General features: G+C 70.4%; 17 protein-coding genes and 1 pseudogene. 11 read left to right on the forward strand and 7 right to left on the reverse strand.

Translation table 11 applies throughout. The features are described 5' to 3' along the window. The first annotated feature begins 2 nt into the window (after positions 1 to 2). Positions 3 to 1,646, forward strand: a complete 1,644-nt coding sequence (locus tag ACWC5O_RS37565) for an APC family permease (protein WP_450588162.1) — start codon at positions 3 to 5, stop codon at positions 1,644 to 1,646. A gap of 29 nt (positions 1,647 to 1,675) precedes the next feature. Here ACWC5O_RS37565 and ACWC5O_RS37570 read toward each other — a convergent pair whose 3' ends face one another. Genes ACWC5O_RS37570 through ACWC5O_RS37580 form a run of 3 tightly spaced genes read right to left on the reverse strand, consistent with a single transcriptional unit; the run spans position 1,676 to position 4,864 of the window. Further along, positions 1,676 to 2,947 carry a sugar ABC transporter permease gene (locus ACWC5O_RS37570; protein WP_450588161.1) on the reverse strand — a complete coding sequence of 424 codons (1,272 nt, stop codon included), beginning with the start codon at positions 2,945 to 2,947 and terminating at the stop codon, positions 1,676 to 1,678. Between the two features lie 5 nt (positions 2,948 to 2,952). Continuing rightward, positions 2,953 to 3,735: an ATP-binding cassette domain-containing protein gene (locus ACWC5O_RS37575; protein ID WP_450588160.1), complete on the reverse strand. Its 783-nt coding sequence runs from the start codon at positions 3,733 to 3,735 to the stop codon at positions 2,953 to 2,955. A gap of 40 nt (positions 3,736 to 3,775) precedes the next feature. Further along, positions 3,776 to 4,864, reverse strand: a complete 1,089-nt coding sequence (locus ACWC5O_RS37580; RefSeq protein ID WP_450588158.1) for a sugar ABC transporter substrate-binding protein — start codon at positions 4,862 to 4,864, stop codon at positions 3,776 to 3,778. A gap of 189 nt (positions 4,865 to 5,053) precedes the next feature. Here ACWC5O_RS37580 and ACWC5O_RS37585 point away from each other — a divergent pair, with 189 nt between their 5' ends. From ACWC5O_RS37585 to ACWC5O_RS37595, 3 genes are all read left to right on the forward strand, one after another. Further along, positions 5,054 to 7,585 (forward strand): SpoIIE family protein phosphatase, encoded by a 2,532-nt coding sequence (locus ACWC5O_RS37585; protein ID WP_450588157.1) that lies wholly within the window; start codon positions 5,054 to 5,056, stop codon positions 7,583 to 7,585. After that, positions 7,582 to 8,670 (forward strand): substrate-binding domain-containing protein, encoded by a 1,089-nt coding sequence (locus ACWC5O_RS37590; RefSeq protein WP_450588155.1) that lies wholly within the window; start codon positions 7,582 to 7,584, stop codon positions 8,668 to 8,670. The genes ACWC5O_RS37585 and ACWC5O_RS37590 overlap by 4 nt, the downstream gene beginning before the upstream one ends. 282 nt (positions 8,671 to 8,952) lie before the next feature. Continuing rightward, positions 8,953 to 9,993 (forward strand): chitinase, encoded by a 1,041-nt coding sequence (locus ACWC5O_RS37595; protein WP_450588154.1) that lies wholly within the window; start codon positions 8,953 to 8,955, stop codon positions 9,991 to 9,993. 86 nt (positions 9,994 to 10,079) lie between these two features. Here the strand turns inward: ACWC5O_RS37595 and ACWC5O_RS37600 are convergent. Then, positions 10,080 to 11,121: pseudogene (locus ACWC5O_RS37600) on the reverse strand (fatty acid desaturase family protein). Between the two features lie 278 nt (positions 11,122 to 11,399). On the opposite strand from ACWC5O_RS37600, the gene ACWC5O_RS37605 reads away from it, so the two are divergent. Both ACWC5O_RS37605 and ACWC5O_RS37610 read left to right on the forward strand, forming a co-directional pair. Next, complete coding sequence (locus tag ACWC5O_RS37605) at positions 11,400 to 12,443, forward strand: PP2C family protein-serine/threonine phosphatase (protein ID WP_450588152.1); 1,044 nt, start codon at positions 11,400 to 11,402, stop codon at positions 12,441 to 12,443. A gap of 221 nt (positions 12,444 to 12,664) precedes the next feature. Next, a complete protein-coding gene (locus ACWC5O_RS37610) occupies positions 12,665 to 15,277 on the forward strand; it encodes a SpoIIE family protein phosphatase (RefSeq protein WP_450588150.1) in 2,613 nt (870 codons plus the stop codon). 21 nt (positions 15,278 to 15,298) lie between these two features. Here ACWC5O_RS37610 and ACWC5O_RS37615 read toward each other — a convergent pair whose 3' ends face one another. The 3 genes from ACWC5O_RS37615 to ACWC5O_RS37625 form a co-directional block, all read right to left on the reverse strand. Further along, complete coding sequence (locus ACWC5O_RS37615; RefSeq protein WP_450588149.1) at positions 15,299 to 16,630, reverse strand: serine hydrolase domain-containing protein; 1,332 nt, start codon at positions 16,628 to 16,630, stop codon at positions 15,299 to 15,301. 123 nt (positions 16,631 to 16,753) lie between these two features. Further along, a complete protein-coding gene (locus ACWC5O_RS37620; protein WP_450588147.1) occupies positions 16,754 to 17,290 on the reverse strand; it encodes a 2'-5' RNA ligase family protein in 537 nt (178 codons plus the stop codon). Positions 17,291 to 17,393: 103 nt separating this feature from the next. Next, positions 17,394 to 18,932: a carboxylesterase/lipase family protein gene (locus tag ACWC5O_RS37625; protein WP_450588146.1), complete on the reverse strand. Its 1,539-nt coding sequence runs from the start codon at positions 18,930 to 18,932 to the stop codon at positions 17,394 to 17,396. Between the two features lie 290 nt (positions 18,933 to 19,222). Here ACWC5O_RS37625 and ACWC5O_RS37630 point away from each other — a divergent pair, with 290 nt between their 5' ends. The 5 genes from ACWC5O_RS37630 to ACWC5O_RS37650 all read left to right on the forward strand — a co-directional run bounded on the left by ACWC5O_RS37630 (position 19,223) and on the right by ACWC5O_RS37650 (position 26,056). Then, positions 19,223 to 20,803 carry a hypothetical protein gene (locus ACWC5O_RS37630; RefSeq protein ID WP_450588145.1) on the forward strand — a complete coding sequence of 527 codons (1,581 nt, stop codon included), beginning with the start codon at positions 19,223 to 19,225 and terminating at the stop codon, positions 20,801 to 20,803. Positions 20,804 to 20,892: 89 nt separating this feature from the next. Next, a complete protein-coding gene (locus tag ACWC5O_RS37635; protein WP_450588144.1) occupies positions 20,893 to 21,579 on the forward strand; it encodes a FadR/GntR family transcriptional regulator in 687 nt (228 codons plus the stop codon). Next, positions 21,576 to 23,015, forward strand: a complete 1,440-nt coding sequence (locus ACWC5O_RS37640; RefSeq protein ID WP_450588142.1) for a hypothetical protein — start codon at positions 21,576 to 21,578, stop codon at positions 23,013 to 23,015. The genes ACWC5O_RS37635 and ACWC5O_RS37640 overlap by 4 nt, the downstream gene beginning before the upstream one ends. Then, positions 23,012 to 24,847, forward strand: coding sequence for a GMC family oxidoreductase N-terminal domain-containing protein (locus tag ACWC5O_RS37645; RefSeq protein WP_450588140.1), 1,836 nt, complete (start codon positions 23,012 to 23,014; stop codon positions 24,845 to 24,847). The genes ACWC5O_RS37640 and ACWC5O_RS37645 overlap by 4 nt, the downstream gene beginning before the upstream one ends. A 249-nt stretch (positions 24,848 to 25,096) precedes the next feature. Further along, entirely contained in the window at positions 25,097 to 26,056 is a 960-nt protein-coding gene (locus ACWC5O_RS37650) for a MerR family transcriptional regulator (protein WP_450588260.1), read from the forward strand. The last annotated feature ends 7 nt before the right edge of the window (positions 26,057 to 26,063 follow it).

The following is a 26,063-nucleotide window of genomic DNA, read 5'->3' on the forward strand; positions in this document are numbered from 1 at the left end:
GCATGGCCGGATCGGAAAAGGCACCTGGCTCAGGCCACCACCCCGGGTTGCGGCGCGAGATCGGCTTCGTCGGGCTCATCTGGGCCTCGGAGGGGTCGATCATCGGATCCGGGTGGCTGTTCGGTGCTCAGACGGCACTGGCGGCGGCCGGGCCCGCGGCGATCATCTCCTGGGCCATCGGCGGCATCGCCATCCTGATCCTCGCGCTGGTGCACGCCGAGCTCGGCGGCATGTACCCGGTCTCCGGCGGCACCGCCCGCTTCCCCCACTACGCCTTCGGCGGGGCCGCCGGGGCGTCCTTCGGCTGGTTCTCCTGGCTGCAGGCGGCCACCGTGGCACCCATCGAGGTACTGGCGATGATCACGTACGCCCAGCACTACTCCTGGGCGAGCGGCTGGGAGAAGATCCAGGGTGGCGAGCACGTACTGACCCCGTCCGGAATCGCCGTCGCGGTCGGTCTGATGGCGGTCATCACGGCCATCAACTTCCTCAGCATCCGTCTGCTGGCCCGCACCAACAGCGCGGCGACCTGGTGGAAGGTCGGCGTCCCGCTGCTGACGATCTTCGTGTTCGCCGTCGCCCAGTTCCACGCCGGCAACTTCACCGCGGCCGACGGATTCGACCCCTACGGGGCCAAGGGCATCCTGTCCGCCGTCTCCACCAGCGGCATCATCTTCGCGCTGCTCGGCTTCGAGCAGGCCGACCAGCTCGCCGGCGAGAGCGCCAACCCCAAGCGCGACATCCCGCGGGCGGTGATCGGGTCCATCGTCCTCGGCATCATCATCTACATCCTGCTGCAGGTGACCTTCCTCGCCGCGCTGCCCGCGTCCCAGATCGGCAGCCACTGGGCCACGTCCGCGTTCAACGCCCTGAGCGGACCGTTCGCCCAGGTCGCCACGCTCATCAGCCTCGGCTGGCTGGCGACGGTCCTCTACCTGGACGCTGTGATCTCGCCCGCCGGTACCGGTCTGATCTACATCACCGGCTCCTCCCGGGTCTCGTACGGCCTCAGCCGCAACGGCTACGTGCCCACCGTGTTCGAGGCCACCAACCGACGCGGCGTCCCGTGGGTCGGCCTGATCGCCGCGTTCGTGATCGGCTGCATCTGCTTCCTGCCCTTCCCGAGCTGGCGCTCCCTGGTCGGGCTGATCACCAGCGCCAGCGTGCTCATGTACGCCGGTGCCCCGCTGTCCTTCGGTGTGTTCCGCAACCGGCTGCCGCAGGCCCACCGCCCCTACCGGCTGCCCGGCGGCAGCTGGATGTCGCCGCTGGCCTTCGTCGTGGCCAACCTGCTGATCCTGTGGTCCGGCTGGGACACCGACTGGAAGCTCGGCGTCGCCATCCTCATCGGCTACGTCATCCTGATCGCCAACCGCGTGTTCAAGATGAACCCGATCACGCCCCAGCTCGACCTGCACGCCGCGCAGTGGCTGCCCGTCTACCTCGTCGGCATGGGCCTCATCGTCTACCTCAGCGACTTCGGGCCGCTCAAGCACCCCTGGTTCCCGCTGTGGTGGGACATCGGCGCCGTCGCCGCGTTCAGTCTGCTCATCTACTACTGGGCCCTGGCGGTCGCCCTGCCGACCGAGAAGATCCAGCACATGGTCGACCAGGTCGTGGTCCCGGAGGAGGAAACCATCCTCTGACCGTCCGCCACCGAACGCGTCAAGCCCGGTCAAGCCCGTCCGTGTGCCTCCTGCGAGCGTCGTGACAGCGAGTCGATGACCACCGCGGCGAACAGCACCCCGCCGGTGATCACGAGCTGGGCGGCGGTGGGGGTGTCCGTGAGCGCCATGCCCGACGCGATCGACTGGATGACCAGGATGCCGAGCACCGCGGACCAGGTCGTACCGCGTCCGCCGAACAGGCTGGTGCCGCCGATCACGGCTGCCGCGATGGCGTTGAGCAGCAGCACCCCGGAGCCCGAACCCTGGCTCACCGAGGTGATGCGCGAGGCCAGGAACAGGCCGCCCAGCGCGGCCATGGTGCCCGAGACCGCGAGCACCGCGGTCTGCACCCGCAGCACGCTGACACTGGCCCGACGGGCCGCTTCGACCCCGCCGCCCAGGGCGTAGACCTGCCGTCCGTAGTGCGTGCGCCGCAGCAGGACGTCGAGGCCGGCCACCACCACGATGAAGATCAGGAGGGCGAGTGGCAGACCCTGGAACCGGTTGAGCACGTACGCGGCGGCGAAGGTGATCACCGCGAGTACAGCCGTACGGGCCGCGATGCCCCGCAGCGAGCGGTACGGCATGCCGACGGCCTTGCGGCGCCGTCGCTCCAGGTAGGACCCGAGGAAGACCATGCCCGTACCGAAGGCCGCCAGACCGTAGGCGGCGGCGTGGCTGGTGAAGTAGGAGCTGGTCAGCTTGGCGACGAGTCCGTTCTCGTCGAGGTTGACGGTGCCGCTCGTGCCGAGGACGGCGAGCATGGCCCCGTTCCACGTCAGCAGCCCGGCGAGGGTGACGACGAACGCCGGCACCCGGATCCTGGCGAAGGAATAGCCCTGGATGGTTCCCGCCAGGGTCCCGGAGAGCAGCGCGATGATGAGCGCCAGCCATTCCGGCACGCCCTGGTTCACGTTCAGGACGGCGAACACCGCCGCCGCGAGGCCGCTGATCGAGCCGACCGACAGGTCGAGCTCACCGAGGAGCAGCACGAAGACGATGCCGACCGCGATCAGACCCGTACCCACGATGTCCACGCTGAGATTGGACAGGTTCCGGGGTGAGAGGAAGTTGTGGTTGAGGGACTGGAAGATGATCCAGACCAGGGCGAGGACGAGGATGACGGGGAGCGAGCCCAGTTCGCCGGCGCGCAGCTTGTGCCGGATGGCGGCGGTCCCGGCCTCCAGGGTCCGGGTGACCGCCCGCACGCGGTGCGGCGGATGGGCCTCGGCGGTGGGTGCGGAGGATTCGGTTCGCGTGTGGTCCGCCATGTCGTGCATCCCTTTCACCACCCGGACTCCTGGTGAGCCATCCGGCGGGGCACGTTCTCCGTGGCACCGGTGATGGAGGAGATGATCTGTTCCTGAGACGCGGTGTTCACGTCGAAGAACCCGTTGTTGCGCCCCAGCCGCAGCACGGCGGCCCGGTCCGCGAGGGCTTTCACATCCCCCAGGTTGTGGCTGATGAGCAGCACGCCCAGACCACGGTCCCGCAGCCGGTCGACGAGGTCGAGGACCTCGGTGGTCTGCTCGATCCCCAGCGCGGCGGTCGGTTCGTCCAGGAGCAGGACCCGCGGCTCGCCGAGGAGGGAGCGAGCGATGGCGACGGTCTGCCGCTGGCCGCTGGACAGGGAGACGACGGGGCCGCGCAGATCGGGGATGCCCCTGGTCAGCCGTTCCAGCAGGTGTCTGCTGCGGCGTTCCATCTCCACCTCGTCGAGGAAGCCGAACCTGCGGATCTCCCGGCCGAGGAAGAGATTGCCGACGACGTCGAGGTTCCCGCACAGCGCGAGGTCCTGGTAGACGGTGGCGATACCCAGGGCGCGGGCGTCCTGGGGACGCCTGATGTGCACCGGCCGGCCCTCCCACTCGATGGTGCCCTTGTCCGCGGGGGCGACGCCGGAGATCACTTTGACCAGGGTGGACTTGCCGGCCCCGTTGTCGCCCATGAGAGCGAGGACCTGGCCGGCGTGGATCTCCAGCTCGATGTCCGTCAGGACGTCGACGACACCGAAGCGCTTGCACACACCGTGCAGCGCCAGCAAGGGGGGAGCCGGCACGAGAACCATCTCCTTCCCTGGGCACGGCCGCGGTCGGGGAACCGCGTCGTCAGGTCAGTCCGGCCCTCTGGCAGGCGGCCGCGAGCCGGGGGGTGCAGATCTGCCGGACCGAGTAGACGCCGTCCTTGACCAGGGTGCTCTTGATGTTGGCGGCGGTCACGGACACCGGGGTGAGCATGACGGCCGGCACCTCCGTCCCGCTGCGGGTCCTCACCTTGGTCGTGGCGACCTGGTCGAGGCTGTCACCGCGGGCCGCGGCCACGGCCATGGCGGCGGCGGCGGAGGCCTCGGGTGTGAACGGCTTGTAGACCGTCTGGTACTGATCACCGTTGACGATACGCCGCACGGCGGCGAGTTCGGCGTCCTGGCCGGTGATGGGGGGCAGTGGGCGGACCTTGTTCGCCTTGAGCGCGGAGATGCTCCCGCCGGCGAGGCCGTCGTTGGCGGCGTAGACCCCCTGGATGTTCTCGGAGCCGAGTGCGGCGATGGCACCGTTCATGTTCATGTTGGCTGCTTCCGGCCGCCACTGGAGCGTGTCGTACGACTTGCCGATCTTCACCTTCCCTCTGAGCACGGACAGAGCGCCCTCCTTGAACGCCACCGCGTTGGGGTCGGTGAGATCGCCGTTCATCATGACGATCTGCCCGCCGTGCGCCTTGTCGCCCATGGCCTGCAACAGCGCGCGGGCCTGGAGCCTGCCGACCTCCTTCCCGTCGAAGGAGACGTATCCCGAGATCGGGCCCTCGGCGAGCCGGTCGTAGGCGATGACCGGGATGCCCGCCTCATGCGCCTTCTGGACCGTGGGGCGCAGCGACCTGGCGTCCACGGCCACGAGCAGGATGGCGTCGACCCCCTCGGTGATCATCGAGTCCATCTGTTCCTGCTGGATGGCCACGTCGTTCTTGGCGTTGGCGTGTTCGATCACGCAGTCGTGACACAGGTCCTTGATCGTCTTCTCCAGCAGGGGCCTGTCCTGGGTCTCCCAACGGGCGGTGGTGGAGTCCGGCAGCAGCACACCGATCGTCGGCGAGTTCCCCCCGGTGGAGGCGTTCCCGGCGTCCGTCCCGCAGGCCGCGACGGCGACCATCGCCGAGACAACGGCCATCGCCATGGCCGCGTTCCCCATGAAGGCCTTCATCGGAGAGACCTCTCTGAACGGGCTGGCCAGGAGGACGACCACGTGGTCAGTGTGACACCGGCCGCAGTGATCTGCGAACCCGGCCACCGCCTCATCGACCTGTCCGGTTAGTCCATATATGCGATTCTGGTGTAAGGCCCTCATCGCGCCCTGTCGGCACCTCGGCCTGGACGGGAGGTGGGTGCGGACATGCCTCATGACGGCAGTGCCCGGGCCGGCGTCGCGCAACTGCGGGCATCCGACGCCGCCCCCACCGGTAGCGGCCCGCCGCCGGTGCCCGAGGCCGCCCCGAGTGTTCGTGTACTGACGTTCGCCGCAGCGGCGCTGGCAGCGGTCTACGTGCTCGGTGCCGGGACGGAAGAGCTGCGACTGGTGGAGACCGCCGGTCGCGCTGCTTCCGAGTACGGGCTGCCCGAGCGCCTGATCCTGTCCGGTGGCTCACCCGCGGCCCAAGCCTTCCGCACCGGCCGTCCTCTGTGGCTGAATCCCACGGCACTCGCCTCCTTCTCCGACGGCGGCCCGACGCCGCCGCGCGCGGAGACGTCGCTGGGCGCACTGCCGCTGCGCGCGGAGGGCAGGCGTCTGGGCTGCCTCGTCGTCGTGGGCACGTGCGCGAACGGCTTCGAACCCGAGCAGCAAAGCTTCCTGGAGCGGTACGCCGACGCGGTCGCCGGCCTGCTCCAGGCGGCGGCCGGGGGCACCACACCGTCGCCGCTGCTGGGTCCCGCACTGCGTCGGCTGAGCGTCGGCTCCTTCGCCCTGGTGCCGGACACCGGCCTGATCGAGGCGGACGAGATCCTCCTCGAACTGGTCGGGATCACGCCGGACGAGTTCGACGGCAAGGCGGACACCCTGCTCGCGCACACCCTCCCGGAGGACATGCACGCCCTGATGTCGGTCCTGGAGCCGTCCGCCCATGCGCTCGGCGGACGGGTGCTGGAGTTCCGGGTCCGTCGCCCCACCGGCGAGATGCGCTGGCTGAGCCTGAGCTGCCGGGTGATCGCCGGCAGCGACGACCGGCCCGACCAGGTGCTGGGCGTGGTGACGGCGACCTCGGTCCTGCCCCGGAGCACCGACGACGTCTCCAGGATCCAGTGGCTGACCGCCGCACTCGACGACGCCACCACGGTCGCCGACGTCAGCCAGGTGGTGGTCACCGCGCTCCGGGAGCCGCTCGGCGCCGACCGGGTGGCGCTCGCCGAGCTGCAGGACGACCGGCTCGTGGTCACCGTGCTCGACCCGCCGGAGCCCGCCGCCTGGCCCGAGTCGTGGCGCTCCGAGTGGCGTTCGCAGTGGCCCGACGCGCCGGTCGGCGCCCTGCCCACCCTGCGGCTGGCACTGCGGGACGGACGCATGGACCTGTGGCCCGCCGGCACGGCCCTCGAACCCGGACTCACGGGCGTCGGCCCCGGGGGGCTCGCCGTCCTGCCGCTTCCCGCCAAGGGGCGGGCCGCCGGCCTGTGCCTGATCGGCTGGGACCGGCCGCACGAGTTCGCCCCCGAGGAACGCTCCCTGCTGACGGCGACCGCGGCGCTGGTCGGCCAGGCACTCAAGGGTGCGCACGCACACGACGCAGAGCAGGAACTCGCCACGATGCTGCAGCGCAGCCTGCTGCCCCGGCGCCTGCCCGAACTGTCCGGAGGAACGGCTGTCGCCCGCTATCTGCCGGCCCGGCGCGGGTTGCAGGTGGGCGGCGACTGGTACGACGTCATCGCCCTCTCCGAGGACCGGGTGGCGCTGGTCATCGGGGACGTGCAGGGACACAGTGCCGGAGCAGCGACGATCATGGGTCAGATGCGTACCGCGGTCAGGGCGTACGCGGTGGAGGGCCACCCACCCGACGTGGTCGTCTCGCACGCCAACCGACTCCTCGTCGGCATGGAGACCGACCTGTTCGCCACCTGCTGCTACGCCGAGCTGGACATGGAGCAGGGCAACACCCTGTTCGTCCGCGCCGGACACCTCGCACCGCTGGTACGGCATCCCGACGGCAGCACCGAGGAGGTGCAGGTCGAGGGCGCGCTCCCGCTCGGCATCTCCGCGGAGGCGGAGTTCCCCATGACATCGGTCGCACTGGCCCCCGGCACGCTGCTCGCCCTGGTCACCGACGGTCTGGTCGAGGCCGCCGACCTGCCCCTGGACGAGGGCATGCAGCGCACGCGCGTCGCACTCGCCGCCGCCGACCCGTCGGACCCGGGGCGGGTGGCCGACGCCCTGCTGGGCGACGGCGGCCGTCGTGAGGACGACGTGGCGCTGTTGCTGCTCCGCTACGACGGCATGAAGACCCGGCCGATACGGGCCGGTTGGGCGGTGTGGCGGCTGCCGGACGCCGTCATGCACGCCCGCCGCTTCACCGCGCGCACGCTGCGCCGCTGGAACATCGAGCAAGTCGCCGACGCGGTGCTGCTGGTCGTGTCCGAACTCGTCACCAACGCTTTGGTGCACACCCAGGGGCCGGTCCACGTCGACCTGACGCTCCGCGGGGACCGGGTGCGGGTCTGTGTGAACGACTCCTCCCCGCGCGCGCCCGCCAAGCCGGTGATCGTGGACTGGGAGTCGACCGGCGGCCGGGGCCTGATGCTGGTGGAGGCGATGTCGGAGTCCTTCGGCTCCATGCCGGTCGCCAGCGGCAAGCAGGTGTGGAGCGAGATCGTCGTACCGCCGTCCGATCCGGATCGCCCGGGTTCGGGACTCCGGACGGACCAGGAGGGCCCGCCATGAGAACCCGCACCCGGAACGTCGTAGCAGCGCTCGTCGCGGGGCTGCTGGCGACGTCCCTGGCCGCCTGCGCGGGCAACGGCAGGACGGGCGCGGACAGTTTCACCGTCGGGCTGCTGCTCCCGAGCCGGTCGCTGCCCCGCTGGGAGCACTTCGACAAGCCGCTGATCGAGAAGCGCCTCAAGGACCTGTGTCCCCGCTGCGCCCTGGAGTACGCCAACGCCGACAACGACGCGACGAGACAGCAGCAACAGATGACCTCCATGGTCACGAAGGGGGTCAGGGTCCTGATCCTCGATGCCACGGACACCAAGGCGCTCCGCTCCTCGATCCAGGAGGCGCACGCGGCGGGCGTCCCGGTCATCGCCTACGACCGGCTCGCGGAAGGCCCGGTCTCCGGCTACGTCAGTTTCGACGGTGCGCAGGTCGGCAAGCTCCAGGGCGAGGCGCTCCTCAAGGCCATGGGCGACCGGGCGAACGGCGGGAACGTCGTCATGATGAACGGCGATCTCACCGACCCCAACGCGGCATGGTTCAGGAAGGGGGCGCTGTCCGTCCTCACCGGCAAGGTGAACATCCGCCGGTCGTACGACACGCCGGGCTGGAGCACTGACAGCGCCCACACCAACATGTCCGCCGCGATCGCGGCCCTGGGACCGCAACGGATCGACGGCGTCCTGGCGGCCAACGACGCCATGGCGGCCGGTGTGATCGCCGCTCTCAAGAGCGCCCAGGTGCGGAAACTTCCGCCCGTCACCGGCCAGGACGCCGACCTCGAGGCCGTACGGCGCATCATCAAGGGCGAACAGCTCATGACGGTCTACAAGCCCTTCCCGGCGGAAGCCGCCGCGGCCGCCGCCATGGCGGTCGCCCTCGGGCGCGGCGAGGGTCTGCACGACATCGCCACGACGACCATGGACAGCCCCACCACCCAGCACATCCCGACCGTCCTGCTCACTCCGAGGGCGGTGACAACCGCCGACATCCGGCGGACGCTCCTCGAGGACCGCGTCTACACCATCGGGCAGATCTGCACTCGGGCGCTCCGCCTCGCCTGCGACAAGGCCGGCCTGGAAGCAGCGGACTGAACGACTCCCCCGGCTTCGTCCCCCGTCCGACGGTGCTCGCGGCACCGCGCGCGCACCAGCGAACCGGCGAACTGCCCGCCACCCACCTGGTGTTCACCCGCCCTGGCTTGGTCAGTTAATTGTAAAGAACCTTGACAGTTAATTGGTCTAGTCCAACCATTGGACCCGGTTCGACCTCACGCACATCTGTTCTCGCGGGTCTTCCCGCTGTCCCCGCCTGCTCATTTCGCCATGGGAGCGTCAATGCGACGAACCGGACCTGATCACGCGCTGCTGTCCAGCATGACCGTAACTGCCCTGTCAGCCGCGCTGGTTGCCCTCGGGGGAGGTGGCGCGCACGCCTCGTCGCAGATGCCCCCGCACCCCGCCGGGCCCATGCCCGCGCACGTGGCGGCGCCGTACTTCGAGGCCTGGACCGGTGAAAGCCCGGCGGCGCTCGCCGCGGAGTCCGGCACCAAGTACCTCACGATGGCCTTCCTCCAGACGCCCGCCGCGGGCTCGTGCGCGACGTACTGGAACGGCGACACGGCCCAGCCGATCTCCCGGTCGGTCTTCGGCAGTGACATCGCCGCGATCCAGGCCCGCGGCGGCAACGTCATCCCCTCCTTCGGGGGCTACGGCGCCGACACCACCGGCACCGAACTCGCCGACAGCTGCACCAGCGTCGACGCCATCGCCGCGGTGTACGAAAGCCTCGTCAAGACCTACGGCATCACGCGCATCGACCTCGACGTGGAGGCCGACTCCAGCACCGACACCGCCGGCATCGACCGCCGCAACAAGGCCGTCGCCAAGGCCGAACGCTGGGCCGAACGCACCGGCCACAGCCTGCAGTTCTCCTACACCCTGCCGACGACGAACACCGGCCTCGCCCCCAGCGGTGTGGCCCTGCTGCAGAACGCGGTCGACAACCACGCCCGGGTGGACGTCGTGAACATCATGACGTTCGACTACTACGACGGCGCCACCCACGACATGGCGGCCGACACCGAGAGCGCCGCCGCCGGCCTGCACGGCCAACTGGCCGCCCTCCACCCGAAGAAGAGCCCGGCCGAGCTGTGGAGCATGGTCGGCGTCACCGAGATGCCCGGCATCGACGACTACGGTCCCGAGGAGACCTTCACCACGCAGAACGCGGTCACGGTCGAGAAGTGGGCCGAGGCCGAGGGGATCGACACCCTCTCCTTCTGGGCCCTCCAGCGCGACAACGGCGGCTGTGTCGGCACCGGCGGCGCCAACTCCTGTTCCGGAATCGCCCAGGACACCTGGCAGTTCAGCCACACCTTCGAGCCGTTCACGCGCGGCCGTCACCACGCCCGCTGAGGGCTGAGCGGTAGGTCGTCGGTCGAGCTGACCCGATCGGCTCGGTGTCCCCGGTTCCATGACCTGAGGGCACCGAGCCGGCGCGGTCACGCCCTGCGCCGCTGCCGGATCGGCTCTCCCACCCGGTGCATGTGTGCCAGGGCCTCGCGGTAGGACCGGATCAGCCCCGTCTCGTGGTACGGCACCCCGATCTCGGCGCAGGTGGACCGTGGGCATGCTCGGGAACAGATGGTGCTCGATCTGGTAGTTGAGCCCACCCAGCACCACGTCGGTGAACCAACCGCCGCGCACGTTGCGGGACGTCAGAACCTGGCGGCGCAGGAAGTCGAGCCGCTGCGCACCGGTGATCGTGGGCATGCCCTTGTGATTGGGGGCGAAGGTGCAGCCCAGGTAGACGCCGAACAGGCACTGGTTCACGGCGAGGAACGCCACCGCCTTCCCCGGTGAGAGCACCACGAACAGGGCGGTGAGCAGACCCGCGATGTGCAGCAGGAGCAGAGCGGCCTCGAGCAGCCGGTTCCTCATGGACGGCGAGCGCAGCGCCCGCAGGCTCGCGACGTGGAGGTTGAAGCCTTCCAGGGTCAGCAGCGGGAAGAACAGCAGCGCCTGGTGGCCACCGAGGAGACGGGCCAGGCCACTGCTGGCGCGGGCTTGCTCGGTGGACCACACCAGGATGTCCGGGGCGACATCGGGGTCCAGTTCCTCATGATTGGGATTGGCGTGGTGGCGGGTGTGCTTGTTCATCCACCAGCCGTAGCTCATGCCTATGCCGAGGTTGCCGAACAGCCGTCCCCAGATCTCGCTGTGCCGGCGCCGCCGGAAGACCTGCCGGTGGGCCAGGTCGTGCGCCACCAGGGCGACCTGCCCGAACATCACGGCCAGAAATGCGGCCACGGCCAGTTGCCACCAGGTGTCGCCGAGCGCGAAGAAGGCTCCCCAGCCCGCAGCGAACAGCCCGACCACGAGACCGAGCCGTACCGTGTAGTAACCGGGGCGCCGCTTCAGCAGACCGGCTTCGCTCATGCGCTGGGACAGCCTTGCGAAATCGCTGCCGGCACCGGGGTCGGGCGTGCCCGCACACGCGTCGGAGGCCCGGGGCGCCACGGAGGCATCAGGGGAAGTCGTCATGCCGAGAATTCTGGGGACGGCCGACCGCCCCGAAGAAGCCTGCCAGCCACCCTGTGGATACGAGGGCTGCCCCACGTGGCGTCCGGGGGTTTTCCCCCGGGTGCGCGGGTGACCTGGCACTTGGTGCTTCGAGCGGCTGATCACCGACCGCGGACGCGTGCCTCTACGTGGAGTGATGTCCGCATCATCCCGTTAAGATGCATTTTGTGATCAGGTCGGGACGGCTCCAGCGTCGCCCTCCACTCGGCGGCCGACGGGACCCCGTGATGCTGTCACCGGTGATCCTGACCCTCGTCATCAGCGGCCTGGCCTTCGCCACACCGAGGGAGATCGCCTTCAGCCGCCTCCTGCCCGCAGCACCCGCCCTCGCGGCCGCGTTGTGGGCCGTCGTGCCGACGATCCTGCTGGGGGCGTTCTGCCTGCTGGTCATGATCGGGCTCAGCCTCGTCTACTCCGATCTGGGGACGCCGTACACGGGTGCCGCGATCGTCGCGGTCACCTTGGCGGCCGCATACGCCAGCCATCTACGACTCGAGCGCGAGGAGATGCTCTTCCAGGTCCGGCTCGTCGCCGACGCAGCCCAGAAAGTGCTGCTCCGCCCGCTCCCGCGCCGCATCCAGAACGTCGAGATCGAGTCGCTGTACCTGGCGGCCCAGGAGCAGGCCCGGATCGGAGGCGACTTCTACGAGGCGGCCGACACCCCGTACGGGGTCCGGCTCCTCATCGGTGACGTGCGCGGCAAGGGACTCCAAGCGGTGGGCGCGGCCTCGGCGGTGATCAACTGCTTCAGGGAGAACGCGTACGACCAGCCCGACCTGAGGAGCATCATCCGTCGCCTGGAGACCAGCATCGCCCGTCACAGCCTCGCTTCCCCCGCCCCGGACCAGCCCGAGCACTTCGCCACCGCCCTGATCGCCGAGATCCCGTACGGCGGTGGGCAGGTCAGAATTCTCAACTGTGGGCACCCGCCACCCCTGCTCGTGCAGAACGGGGAGATCCGCGTCCTCGAGTCCAGCATGCCCTCGCCGCCCCTCAACCTCGCGACGCTCCTCGGAGACCACTACATCGTTGACACCGTCAACTTCTGTGAGGGCGACCAGTTGCTTCTCTACACGGACGGCGTAACGGAGACCAGGGACCGCAACGGCACGTTCTTCCCGCTGCCGGAATGGATGCGGCAACTCGGCCCGACGCCGCCCCGTGAGCTGCTGGACCGGCTTCACCGGGATCTGCTCCACTACAGCGGCGGACGGCTCGACGACGACATCGCGGCTCTCGCCCTGCGCTGCCGGACCCCACCCGGTCAGGAGCGGTCCGCGTAGAACGTACGCTGCCGCAGTGTTAGAAAAGGTGCATGAGCGGACGCTCCCGCCGGCCATGGGGGAGAGCGGCGGCGCCGCCCGGCCCGGGGCGGTCGTCGGATCCGCCTCGCCGTACCCGTCGTGGCCGTACAGGCCCCTGGCCGTCACAGGGACGCCGCCTCTGGCCGTCCCTGAGCGTCCGTACGCTCGCGGCGCAGGTCTTTCTGCTGCAGGCCCTCATCATGCTGCTGCTGGTCGCGGTGGCGGCAGCCGCACTGGTGGTGCAGGGGCGGTACGACGCCGAGCGCAGCGCCAAGGACCGTTCACTGGCCGCGGCGGAGGCGTTCGCGCACGCACCCGGCACGGTACTCGCGCTGCAGTCACCTGATCCGACGGCACGGCTGCAGGCGCCGGCGGAGCGGGCGATGCTCGGCTCCGGAGTCGACTTCATCTCCGTCCTCGACGAACACGGGGTCCGGCTCACCGACCCGGACCCCGCCATGATCGGTACGAAGGCACAGGGCGTCGGCCGAGCCGCCGCAGGGGAGACGTTCACGGAGACGTTCCACGGCCGTCCGACCGACGCCGTGCGCGCGGTCGTCCCCGTGACCGATGCGAGCAGGCGTGTCATCGGCATGGTGAGCGCCGGGATCCAGTTCGAGACCCTGGGCCACGTGCTGAACCAGCAGCTGCCGATACTGCTCGGCGCCGCGGCCGGGGCACTCGTGCTCGCGACCGGCGGTGCAGCCCTCGTCAGCCGGCGGCTGCTGCGGCAGACCCACGGACTCGGCCCCGCCGAGATGACCCGGATGTACGAGCACCACGACGCCGTGCTGCACGCGGTGCGTGAGGGGGTCCTGATCGTCGGCGGCGACGGACGACTGCTGCTCGCCAACGACGAGGCACAGCGGCTGCTGGGCCTGCCCGAGGACGCCGACCAGCGGCACGTGACGGAGCTGGGCCTGGGCTCCGGCCTGACGCGCTTGCTGGTGTCGGGCGAAGCCACCTCCGACGAAGTGATTCCCGCCGGAGACCGGCTGCTGGCAGTGAACACTCGGCACATCGCGCCCTACGACGCCGCGCAGGGCCTTGTCGCCACCTTCCGGGACACCACGGAGCTGAGAGCCCTGTCCGGCCAGGCGGAGGTCGCGCGGGGCCGCCTGTCGTTCCTGTACGAGGCCGGCACGCGGATCGGCACCACGCTCGACGTACGGCGTACCGCAGAGGAGCTCTCGGAGGTGGCGGTCCCGCGCATGGCCGACTTCGCCACCGTGGAACTCCTCGACTCCGTGCTGCGTGGCGAGGAGCCCACCGGCGCCGTGCTGCGCATGAGGCGCACCGCGCTGAGCGAATCACGGGCCGGGCACCCGTTGCAGCCGGTGGGAGATCTGATCCGGTTCGTGGTGGCGGACACACCGATGGTGGCGGCGCTGCGACGCGGCAAGGCCGTCCTGGTGCCGGACCTGCACACCGCCCAGGACTGGCGGGCCCAGGACCCTGAGGGAGCACGGCAGGCTCTGGACTACGGCATCCACTCACTGGTCACGGTCCCTCTGCGGGCCCGGGGGATCGTCCTCGGCATGGCCAACTTCTGGCGCGGCGGCGGATCCGCCAGGTTCGAGGAGGAGGACGTCGCCGTGGCCGAGGAACTGGTCGCCCGGGCGGCCGTCGCGATCGACAACGCACGCCGTTTCGCGCGCGAGCACACCATGGCCGTGACGCTGCAGCGCAGCCTGCTCCCCCTGGACCTGCCGGTCCAGGACGCACTGGAGATCGCCTCCCGCTACCTGCCCGCGCAGTCCGGCGTGGGCGGCGACTGGTTCGACGTCATCCCCCTGCCCGGCTTCCGGGTGGCACTGGCCGTCGGCGACGTCGTCGGGCACGGGTTGCACTCCGCCGTGACCATGGCACGGCTGCGGACCGCCGTGCTGAACTTCTCCTCCCTGGACCTGGCCCCGGACGAGCTGTTGAGCCGTCTCGACGAGATGGTGACCCGCCTGGACTCGCAGACGGCGAACGCCGACGAGGACCGTGCGCCGCTCACCGGCGCCACCTGCCTCTACGCCATATACGACCCGGTCGGCGGACACTGCACCGTCGCCCGGGCCGGCCACCTCGCACCGGCCGTGGCCGACGAACACGGCACGGTGACCTTCCCCGACGTCCCCCTGTCGCCGCCCCTGGGGGTGGGTGGGCACCCCTTCGAGGCCGGGGAGCTGGTCCTGTCGGAGGGCAGCCGGCTCGTCCTGTTCACCGACGGCCTGATCGAGAACCGCGGCCGGGACATCGACGAGTGCCTGGAGCTGCTCCGCTCGACCATCGCCCACGCGGACCAGACACCGGAGGAGACCTGCCGGGCCCTCATGGAGACGATGCTGCCCGAGACGCCCGGCGACGACGTGGCGCTGCTGGTCGCCCGGACCCGGCTGCTCGACCCGTCCCAGGTCGCGACCTGGGACGTGCCCTCCGATGCGCGGGCCGTGTCCCGGGTGCGTACGGACGTCAGCCGCCGCCTGGACGACTGGGGGCTGCAGGAGTCGGCGTTCACCACGGAACTGATCCTCAGCGAGCTCCTCACCAACGCGATCCGGTACGGCGCTCCGCCCGTGCGGGTCAGGATCATGCTGGGAAGCACCCTGGTCTGTGAGGTGTCGGACGGCAGCAACACCTCACCCCGGCTGCGGCGCGCGGCCATCACCGACGAAGGAGGCCGTGGCCTGTTCCTGGTCTCCCAGTTCGCGGACCGCTGGGGAACCCGCTACGCGGCGCAGGGCAAGGTGATCTGGGCCGAGCAGACCCTGAACCACAGCCGGGAACCGGATACGACGGCTCTGTTCGACGCCGTGACATGGTGACGCCGTCCGTCGTGGACCGACTCAGGAGCCGCGCTCCGGACGGGCGACGGCCCGCGGTGCCGCGGCGCTGGTGGGGAGGGAGAGGCCGGCGTAGACCTGGTTGAGGACGGTGGGCAGCAGGGCTTGGGCAGTGGTCCGGCCGTCGGGCGACAGAGTCAGGTTCGTCCAGATCACGAGGGTGACCTTGTTGTCCGGGTCGTAGCCGATGAAGGAGTTGAAGCCGGGGAGCTCACCGCCGTGGTAGTACATCGCGGAGTGGGGGCCGAAACGCTGGTGGCTGATGCCGTACCCGTACTTCTGCCCGCCGGGCGCGGCCGGGTCCTCGGCCTGGGGGCTGTGGAGCCACTGCTGCTGGAACGCGGGGTCCAGGACCTTGCCCGTCACCAGAGCCCGGATCCAGGTGGCCAGGTCGTCCGCTGTGGAGATGACACCTCCGGGGGCGGTGGCGTACGAGGGGTTCTGGTGGGTGTAGTCCACCGGCTTGAGCCTTCCGGAGCGGGCCGCCGCCTGCAGGTCGGCGGGGTAGGGCCGGTCGACCAGCGCATAGGCCGTTGCGCCGTACATGTATCCATGTGCGAAGGGGGCGGGAAGGGACAGATCGTCGGCGTCGGGCAGCGAGGTCCCCACCAGGCCGAGCGGGCCGAACAGCCGGTCCCGGAACTGCTGGGCCAACGGCCGGCCGCCCGCCTTCTCGGCGACGAGGCCCAGCAGCACGTAGTTGGTGTTGCTGTACTCGTAGGACGCGTCGGGCGGGAAGTTCGGCGGGCGCCGGAACGCGATGTCCAGCATCTCCTGCGGCGTCACAGCCCTGCCCGGATCGGCGTCCAGGGCTGCCGCGAGCTCGGGTGCGTCGGTGTAGTTGTACAGACCGCTGCGCATCTTCAGCAGCTCGGCGATGGTGATGTGCGCGCCGCCCGGCACCCCGGGAACGTAGTCGGACACCGGGTCGTCCAGCCGGAGCCTGCCGCCCTGTGCGAGGAGGAGGATCAGGGCCGAGGTCATGGTCTTGGTGTTGGAGGCGATCCGGAAGTGGTCGCTCGTGGTGGGCCGGCCGGCCGCACCCAGCTCGGTGGTACCGACGGTCGCCCGGAAGGTCCCCTGCGGGGTCTGGAGCAGCACCACCGCACCGGGGACCATGAGCTTCTCGGCCGCACGCGCGACGGTGGCCTGGAAGGCGGCCGGATCGATGGGATTCAGCGCCGACGGAGTGGGGTCGGCGGGGCGCACCGCCACCGCCGGTGTGGCCGGCGCATCGGCGTAGGGGGTGGGGCTCGCCTCTGCGGGCAGGACGCATCCCACGATCAGAAGGGCCGCGCTCGGCGTCAGCAGATCCATGCGGCGGGCGGTACGCACTTGCGAATTCCTCAGGCGGCGTCACAGGGTGAAAACCTGAACAAAAAGACAATTTTACAATCTTCAGGGCGGTGCCGGCCAGTCGGTGTCCCGGTGGTGATCCCTTCGGAGTCGCGACCGGGCCTACCGCAGAGGGAAAGAGGCCCGCTGCTGCCACCGCGTTCCGTCGTGGACCAGCAAGTCGACCGACGAGACGCGTGCGACCACGGGGAGAGCGCCGAGCACATCGGCCGCGGCCTTCTCCAGGACGGCCTCGTCCTGGCCTTGGGCGACGGTCAGATGCGGGACGACATCGGCGAACTGCCCACCGAACGGCGGGTTCTCCGGCCACCGCTCCACGACCGACTCGGTGAGGCGCCTGAAGCGGGTGTCCGGTTCGGGGGCGAGATACAGCACCCCGGGAAACCGTCCGCAGCGCTCGAACCGGACTTCGAAGGACTGGTGCCGACCGAGTACCTCCCCGATCGCGGCACAGGCACTCTCGTCGATCCGGCTCGCGTCGAGAAACGGGAAGAGCACCGTGACATGAGCCGGTACCCCGGCGCCGGCCGAGGGATCAAGCCGCTCGCGCCACACCCGCACAGCAGGCTCCGCCTCCGGGACCTTCACGATGAGCCCGGACTGCCGTACCTGGAACCGATGGGAGTCGTCGTCCGCCACCACATATGTTTATCAGCGGGTTCGGCCGACGGCGAACGCACGGTCCGGCGCTGGATCTGGAACGAGAACGTCCAGTCCTTCTTGGCTCTTGGGGATCGGGCTGCTACTGGTCCATCAGCGGCAGCACCGGAATGGAGCGGTCTCGCCAGATGAGGCGGGAGGTCTCCTCCGGATAGGCGGTGACGGCCGGTCGCGTGTCGAAGAGTTGCGTGAGGCGTTGCGCGAAGTCGTACGCGGCCCAGCCGGGGGCACCGTGCGCCGCGAAGGCAGTCCACGCGGTGCGCATGCGTGCGGACAGCTGCTCCGCAGCGGGGGAGGGGCCCTCGCCGATCAGTGCCGCAGGCTGGCCGCTGCCCAGGTTGCCGAACACGAGAGGCACGTCGAGGCCGTGGCAGGCGCCGAGGACACCTCCCATCCCGGGGGCGGACCAGGTCAGTTCGTACATGTGGGCACGTCCGCCACCGGTGATCTGCGCGGTGGCGAGGTGGAGGCTCGGCATACGGAACAGCCAGTCCGAGTTGACCAGTTCGTACAGTTCGTCCGGGCCCGCGCCGGGGAAAGCGTCACGGTACCGGCGTGCACCGTCCGGGCCGGGGGCGAAGACCTGCAGAGCAGTCTCGGCTTGCTCTTCCGTGACCTGCCCCAGCATGCCGTCGAGCGCGGTCAACAGCCGCTGCTCGTCACGGGTGTGCCCGACAAGGATGTCGACGTCCCGGGCCGCGCCGTCGGCCAGGGCCTGCCACGGAGTGACGGGCAGAACATCACCGTCGACGACGGGCGAGAACGGGATCGACCTGTGCGCGATGGGGCCCCAGCGGTTCGCGAACGAGGCGCACTTGGCGGCGACCGCATCACCGGCGGTGGGAAGCCGGTTCGGGGCCACGGTCGCCAAGTCGGCCACTGTGGGCCGCAGTCCCAGCTCAGCCGCGCAGGTGGCGGCGATGTCGGCGGCGAGCGCCGGTGAGAAGAACGTCCCCGGCACGCTCTGCGCGATCGCCCGACGGAAGAGCCCCGCCGCACGCGGCATCGCCAGCAGCGCAGCGACCGACCCCGCGCCCGCCGACTGACCGAAGACCGTGACCTGGTCCGGGTCGCCCCCGAAGGCCCGGATGTTGTCGCGCACCCACTCCAACGCGGCCACCTGGTCGAGCAGTCCCCGGTTGGCGGGCGCTCCGTCGATGTACGCGAACCCCTCGATGCCCACGCGGTAGTTGAGCGTCACCACGACGAGACCGCCCTCCCGCGCGAGGCGGGCCCCGTCGTACTCGGGGAGGCTGGACATGCCGATGCTGTAGGCGCCGCCGGGAATCCACACCATCACCGGGAGCCCCGCACCCGGGTACGGCTCGGGCGACCAGACGTTGACCGTCAGCCAGTCAGTGCCCACCGATTCCCGTGACAGCGCGTCCATGCCGAAGTGGCCTGCCTGCGGGGGCGGCGGCCCGTACGACACAGCCGTACGTATGCCGTCCCATCCGGTGACCGGCTGTGGTGCGGCGAAACGGAGCCCGTCCACCGGCGGCTCGGCGAAGGGGATGCCACGGAAGACCGCCCCACCCCCTTCCACGCTGCCACGCAGCACCCCGGCTGCGGTGCGCACCTCGGGCTCGGAACCGGCCGGCTCGGACGCGGCAGTGGTCATCACAGTCCCTTCCCGGGCAGGGAGAAAGCACAGTACGCGGCCGCCCTTGTGCCCGGGCGGCGGTCGCACAGCCAACACCGGGGATCATCCCGCCGAGTCGGGTTGAGGGCCAGCCATTTACGGAGCAGGCCGCCGCGGCCGTGCAGGGCAGCTCCTCACACCCGACAACGCGCCCCTGACCAGGCCGTTGCAGGATCATGAACAATCCTCACCTCTCTGTGGACTCCTCGAGACGGCGCTCCTATGGTCGCCCTCGGCGCGACCACTGCCGTACGCACCCGAGGAGCCGCATGTCCCGCAGGAGACTCAGCCGTGCCCTGGCCGTCGCCCTCACCATGGCGGCAGCCACAGCCGTCACCGGGCCCGCGCCCGCGCAGGCCGAGCCGATACCCAAGGCCCCGGGCCACCGTCTGGTCGACGCCTACGCGGGCGCCCCCGTCACCGCCCGGCCCCTCCCCGGCAAGCAGCCCCCACAGCACCCGTTTCTCGCGGCCAACGGACGCAGCGGCATGCACGCCGATGCCTGGGGGAGCGCCACCTACCCGTGGAACGGCCCGCTCGGCAGGCAACCCCAGGTCGGCAGTGAGCGGATGGCGCTGCTCGGTGGCGAGTGCGCCAACGTCACCTTCGACCGGGAGGGCCGGATCGTCACGGTGTGCGGGACGTTCACGGGTTTCCTGGTCAAGCTGCTCGATCCGCGCACTCTTACGACCCTGGCCGAGTACAAGCTGCCGCAACGGCCGTCCACCGTCGAGGCGATCACCCGGCTCGACTTCTCCCGGATCTTCAAGGACACGTCCGGCGGCGCCTACTCCTACCTCGACGACCAGGACCGGCTGGTGCTCGCGGACTCCCGCCAGCACCTCCTGCGCCTGGCGCACCGGCAGTCTCCCGACGGCACCTGGAGCTTCGGCGTCACCGACGACTGGGACCTCGGCAGTCACGTACCCCACGACTGCGTCACCTGGACCAACCTGCACCCCAGCGGCGACTGCGACCCGGTCACGTCCGTCATGCCCGACTGGACCGGCCGTATCTGGTGGGTCACCCGGCAGGGCCGTGTAGGCACCGTCGACCCCGCCACCGGCACCATCCGGTCCATCCAGCTCACCGGCGAGGAGATCCAGAACTCCTTCTCCGTCGCCGAGGACGGCGTCGCCATCGTCTCCGACCACGCTCTGTACGACTTCCGCGCCACGGCCGACGGCACACCCGAGGTGATCTGGCGGCAGACCTACGACCGCGGAACCGGGACCAAACCCGGCTCCGTCAACCAGGGTTCCGGCACGACACCGGACATCTTCGGCGAGGGCGGACAGTACGTCGCCGTCACGGACAACGCCGACGACCGCATGCACGTCCTGGTCTACCGGCGGGACCCCGCCGTTCCCGCCGACCGCCGCCTGGTCTGCGAGATCCCCGTCTTCGGATCGGGGGCCTCCACCACGGACAACTCGTTGATCAGCTGGGGCAACAGCCTCGTGGTCGAGAACAACTACGGATACGAGAACATCACCTCGCTCACCCTCGGACGCAGCGTCGTCGGCGGAGTCACGCGCATCGACGTCCGCAAGGACGGCAGCGGCTGCGACACCATGTGGGAGAGCGGTGAACGCTCACCCTCCACCGTGCCGAAGCTGTCCACCGCCAACGGCCTGTTGTACCTGTACACGAAGGATCCGAACCCCCTGGGCATCGACGCCTGGTACCTGACCGCCGTCGACTTCCGCACGGGCGAAACCCGCTTCAAGCAGCTCGTGGGCACCGGCATCAACTACGACGACAACTGGGCCCCGATCACCCTCGGCCCGGAAGGCACCGCCTACGTAGGAGTGTTCAACGGACTCACCGCCGTGCACGACGGCAACTGAACGACTCCGATTCGTCGCGGCTGGACCGTTGACTCCACGGACGCGTATTGGTTGAGTGGCTCATCCACTGAGCCATCGGGGAGGACGGTATGGAAGCACTGCCCCGCGAGACCATCGTCGATGTCCTGGAGGGCCGACTGCGTGAGGACATCCTCACCGGGCGCCATCCGGCGGGCAGTTACCTGCCGCCCGAGCGCACGCTCGCCGACGGTTACGGCGTCACCCGCACCACCCTCAAGCACGCCTTCGGCCGTCTGATGCAGGCCGGACTGCTGGAGACCCGGCACGGCGTCGGCACCCGCGTGCGGGACTATCTGCGCCTCGGCGGCGCCGACCTGCTGCCCATGCTCGTACGGCACAGCCCCGACTGGATCGGTGAGGTCTTCGAAGTGCGGCGCAGTATCGGCGCGTTGATCGCCGAGCGGGCCGCGGCCCGGGCGACCGAACCGCAGCGAGCCGAACTGCGCGCGCTCCTGGCGGCCGTGGGGGGCGCGGCGGACGCCGATGCCGTACAGCTCGCGGACGTCGAGGTCCACCGGGCCCTGGCCCGCGCCACCGGCAACCGTGTCTATGTCCTGCTGACCAACACCCTCTTCAACGCCTATCTGCCGGTGCGCGCCGCACTCAGGGGCCCGTTCACGGACGCCCGGGCGGCCCGTGGGCGCCTGGAGCCGGTGGTCGAGGCGGTGGCGTGCGGCGACGAGGCCGGCGCCCGGCGGGCGGCCGAACAGTATCTGACGGCGACCGAGCGGATCATGCTGGAGGGCCTCGCATGAGCGGGCAGACGACCTCACGCGCGGCCACGAGCGCCGGCTCACCCGCGCGTGGCACGGTCTTTCGCGAGACGATGCTCGGCACGCTGCGACTCGACGACGAGGACCGTACGCGCCGGGTCCGCCTCGATCTGACCGTCTCGGCCGACCGCTTTCTCCGCCTTCTCGGTACGACCGAGGCCCGCGCCACCGGCCGGATACGGATCGCGGGCTGGGCCGACGACCCTCGCGCCGAGGGGGAGTTGGAGATCTCGCCGCTCTCGCGGCGCCGTATCCGTTACCGCATTGCCTTCACCGCCGACGGCCGTCGGCTCACCCTCGACGGCTGGAAGTCCGTCACCCCGCGCAGGCCCGTGACCTCGATCACCGTGCTGCCGTACACCCTCCACGAGGACGGCGTGCGGATCGGCACCGGCACCCTCCGCTTCCCCCTCGGCACTCAACTCCTGCCGTTCCTGGCCAGTTTCCGCTTCCCCCGGCGGGAGGATCCCGACGCGTTCCTCGCGCCCCGCTGGCGCGGAGAGCCGGGCCGTACCGAGGTCTGGTACACCACCCTCACCGAACCGGCCACCGGCAGCGGACTGTGGCTGCACCACGAACTGACCGCGCCGGCCGACGGATCCGAGCCGTACGCACACGGCTGGGCGGCGGTCTTCCCCAAGGACGGACCCGTGCGGCACGCCCGCTTCGGCCCCGCCAAGTGGACTCCCGAAGGGTCGGGCTTCAGCGCCGACGGGGCCGCGGTCCGGCCCGGACGCCTGTCCGGGGCGGCCGAGAGCGGTGCCCTGCGCTGGGATCTGACCGAACACCGCACGGACGAACCGCTGTTCACCTTCCCCCGCTGGTCCTGGCGCAGGCCCCTGCTTCCTGCCGCCCAGATGCTCCCCGCGGCCAGGACCACCTACGAAGGCACCTTCACCCACGACGACACCACGCTGACCCTCACCGCGGCCCCGGGCGCCTCCGCCCGGATCTACGGCCACGGCAACGCCCGCCGCTGGGCCTGGCTGCACGCCGACCTCGGCGGCGGCGACGTCCTGGAGATCGTCGCCGCCGTCTCCATGCGCCCGGGCCTGCGCCGGCTTCCCCCCTTGGTCTTCCTCCGACTGCGTCGGCAGGGTCGCACCTGGCCGCGTCGCCCCGAGCGGACGGCGGCCGGCTGGGCCGGAGTGGGCCGTTTCCGCGCCGGCATCGCCCTGCCCACGTGGACGGTCACCGGCCGCACCGGCCTGCGCCGGATCCGGGTCGAGGTCACCCAGCAAGCGGACCGTACCCTCGCTCTCGACTACACCGACCCCGACGGCCAACACGCGACGTGCCACAACAGTGAGCGGGCCGACGCACACGTCCTGCTGGAGCGATGGTGGTTCGGCGGCTGGCGCACCGAGGCCGAATGGACGCTGGAAGGCACGGCCCACGCGGAGGTGGGCACACGATGACTCTCACCGGTCTCGTGTCCGCCCTCATCGCCGACGACGGCACGAGCGACTGGCCCCGACGCGTCCCCGCCAGACTGGAGACTGTCCTCACCACGATGCCGCTCGCCGCGCGGGCCGGCCTACGGGCAGCAGCGCGCGGCGTGGACACCTACGCCATGGCACGCACCGGACGCACGCTCGGCGCACTCACCACGCCCGAACAGGAATCCGTACTGCGCGAACTCGCCGCACGGCCCACCCTTCTCCCGCTCCTGGACGTACTGAAGGTGCCCGTCCTTCTGGCGGCCGGAACGGAACGGATGCTCCAGGACGGTCCCACACCACGCGGCCTCACACGCCAGGACCCGCCGCTCGACCTGACAACCGCGCCCTCCTGGCCCGCGCGCTCCACCGCCGACGCCGTCGTCATCGGCTCGGGCGCGGGCGGGGCGACGGCCGCGCGGACCCTGGCCCGGGCAGGGCTCGACGTCGTCGTCCTCGAGGAAGGGCGGCACCACTCCACCGAGTCGTTCGGCCGGCGCACGCCCCTGGACCGCTTCACGGACCTCTACCGGGACGGCGGAGCGACCGTCGCCGTCGGCAACCCACCACTGCTGCTGCCGACGGGCCGAGCCGTCGGCGGCACCACGGTCGTCAACTCCGGTACCTGCTACCGCACTCCGGGTCACGTCCTGGCCCGCTGGAGCAGGGACTTCGGATTCACGCCCGCCGACGGGTTCGACCGGTATCTGGACGAAGCCGAGTGCACCCTGCGGGTGGCCACCCAACCCGCCGACGTCCTCGGCAACAACGGCCGCATCACGCTCAAGGGCGCACGCGAGCTCGGCTGGCAGGCCGCACCCCTGCGCCGCAACGCCCCGGGCTGCCAGGGATCCTGCCAGTGCGTGGTGGGCTGTCCGACCGGCGCCAAACAGAGCGTACAGCTGTCCGTGCTGCCCGAGGCCTGCGCCGCGGGTGCCCGTATCGTCACCGGAGCCAGAGTCGAGCGCATCCTCGTGGACACGGACCGGCCCGGAGGCCCGCGGGCCGCGGGGGTACGCGCACGCTGCGCGGAGGGCGGCGGCTTCGAGATCCTCGCGCCCCTGGTCGTCGTCGCCGCGGGCGCGCTGCAGTCCCCGCCGCTCCTGCGCCGCTCCGGCCTCGGCCGGCACCCCCGCCTCGGCCGCAATCTCAGCGTCCACCCGGCCACGAGCGTCGCCGGACGCTTCGCCGAACCGGTCACCGCCTGGGAAGGCGTGCTGCAGAGCGTCGGAGTCGAAGAGCACCACTCGCAGGGCATCCTCATCGAGGCCACCGCAACCCCGCCCGGCATGGGTTCCTTCATCCTCCCCGGACTGGGCGCCGAGCTGCGCCGCGAACTGGAGACCGCCGACCGGCTCGCCACGCTCGGCGCGATGATCGCCGACCACCCCTCCGGTCGCGTCCTCGGCCGCGACCGCACACTGATCCGCTACGACCTGGACCACCGCGACGCAGGCCGCCTGCTACGGGCCGTGCGCGCCATGGGAGAGCTGCTGTTCGCCGCGGGAGCCGAGGAAGTGCTCACCGGCATCGCCCGCACACCACGCGTACGCAGCCTCACGGAACTGGACGCCGTCCTGGCCGGCACGAGCGCACGCCACCTCCACCTCTCGGCCTACCACCCCACAGGCACGGTCGCCGCAGGCGCGGACCCGCACCGCTTCCCGGCCGACCCGTGGGGCAGGCTCCGCGGAGTACACGGGGTGCTGCTCGCGGATGCCTCCGTCCTCCCCAGCTGCCCGCAGGTGAATCCCCAACTGAGCATCATGGCAGCGTCGTCGGCGATCGCTGAGGCGGCCGTCCTTGCATGAGATGCAGGACCGCCGCATGGCTGTCAGTCGGTGACGGCCTGGTGGAGCCCAGGAGAAGCAGGAAAAGGATCGCCTGCCACAGAGGCATCTTCTTCTCCCCGGGCGCCGACGCTGCCTGGATCGGTTTCCGGCTCGACTTCGGGCGCAGCGCCGGCCCCGGGCCCGGCCTGCGGCAACCGTGAGAGTCTGCGGACGGCAGGTTGACCTTGCCCTTGAGGTCAAGGTCTAGCGTTCGTGGAGATGAACGGCATGAAGATCGGCGAGCTGGCCAGATGCGCCGGCGTGACAGTCAAAGCGGTGCGTTACTACGAATCGCTCGGGTTGATCACGCCGCGCCGTCTCGCCAACGGGTACCGGGACTACGACGAGGACGACGTGCGTCTGGTGCGCGAGATCCGGGCTCTCGGCAGCCTCGGCATCCCGGTCGAGCGCACGCGGCCGTTTCTGGAGTGTCTGGCGTCCGGACGGCAGTACGCCGACGACTGTCCGGCGTCGCTGGCCGGCTATCGCGAGGCCATCGACGAGCTGACCGAACGGATCGAGGCCCTGACCAGCCGCCGAGCGACCCTGATACGGCAGCTGAGACAGGCCGCCCATCGCAACAGCAGCATCTCATCGCCCGACGACGAAGAGCACACCATGAGCGACTTCCACCGCCTGCCTGCGGACCTGCCCGTCCCGGATGACGACGGCGCGGCCGACCACCTTCCCGGCCTGAAGGCACCCCACCTCGAACTGCCCAGCACCACAAGCGAGATGGTGAGTGTCGATGCCCTTGGTCCGGGGCGCACGATCATCTACGTCTACCCGCTCACGGGCCGCCCGGATGCCGACCTCCCAGACGGCTGGGACTCCATCCCCGGAGCACGGGGCTGCACCACCGAAGCATGCGATTTCCGGGACCACCACCAAGAACTTCTTGCGGCCGGCGCACGGAGCGTTTTCGGCCTGTCCAGCCAGGACACCGCCTATCAACGCGAGGTCGTCGAGCGGCTCCGCCTGCCCTTCGCGATGCTCTCCGACCCTCGGCTGAACCTGGCCGCGGCCCTCGGCCTGCCCACGTTCGACACCGACGGGCTGACGCTGTTCAAGCGGCTGACCCTCGTCATCCGTGATGGGGTGATCGAGCATGCCTTCTACCCGGTCTTCCCTCCCGACGTGCATGCCCAGCAGGTCTTGGGGTGGTTGCGCGACAACCCCGTGACATGAAACCTCA

Source organism: Streptomyces sp. NPDC001450, from assembly GCF_053597295.1.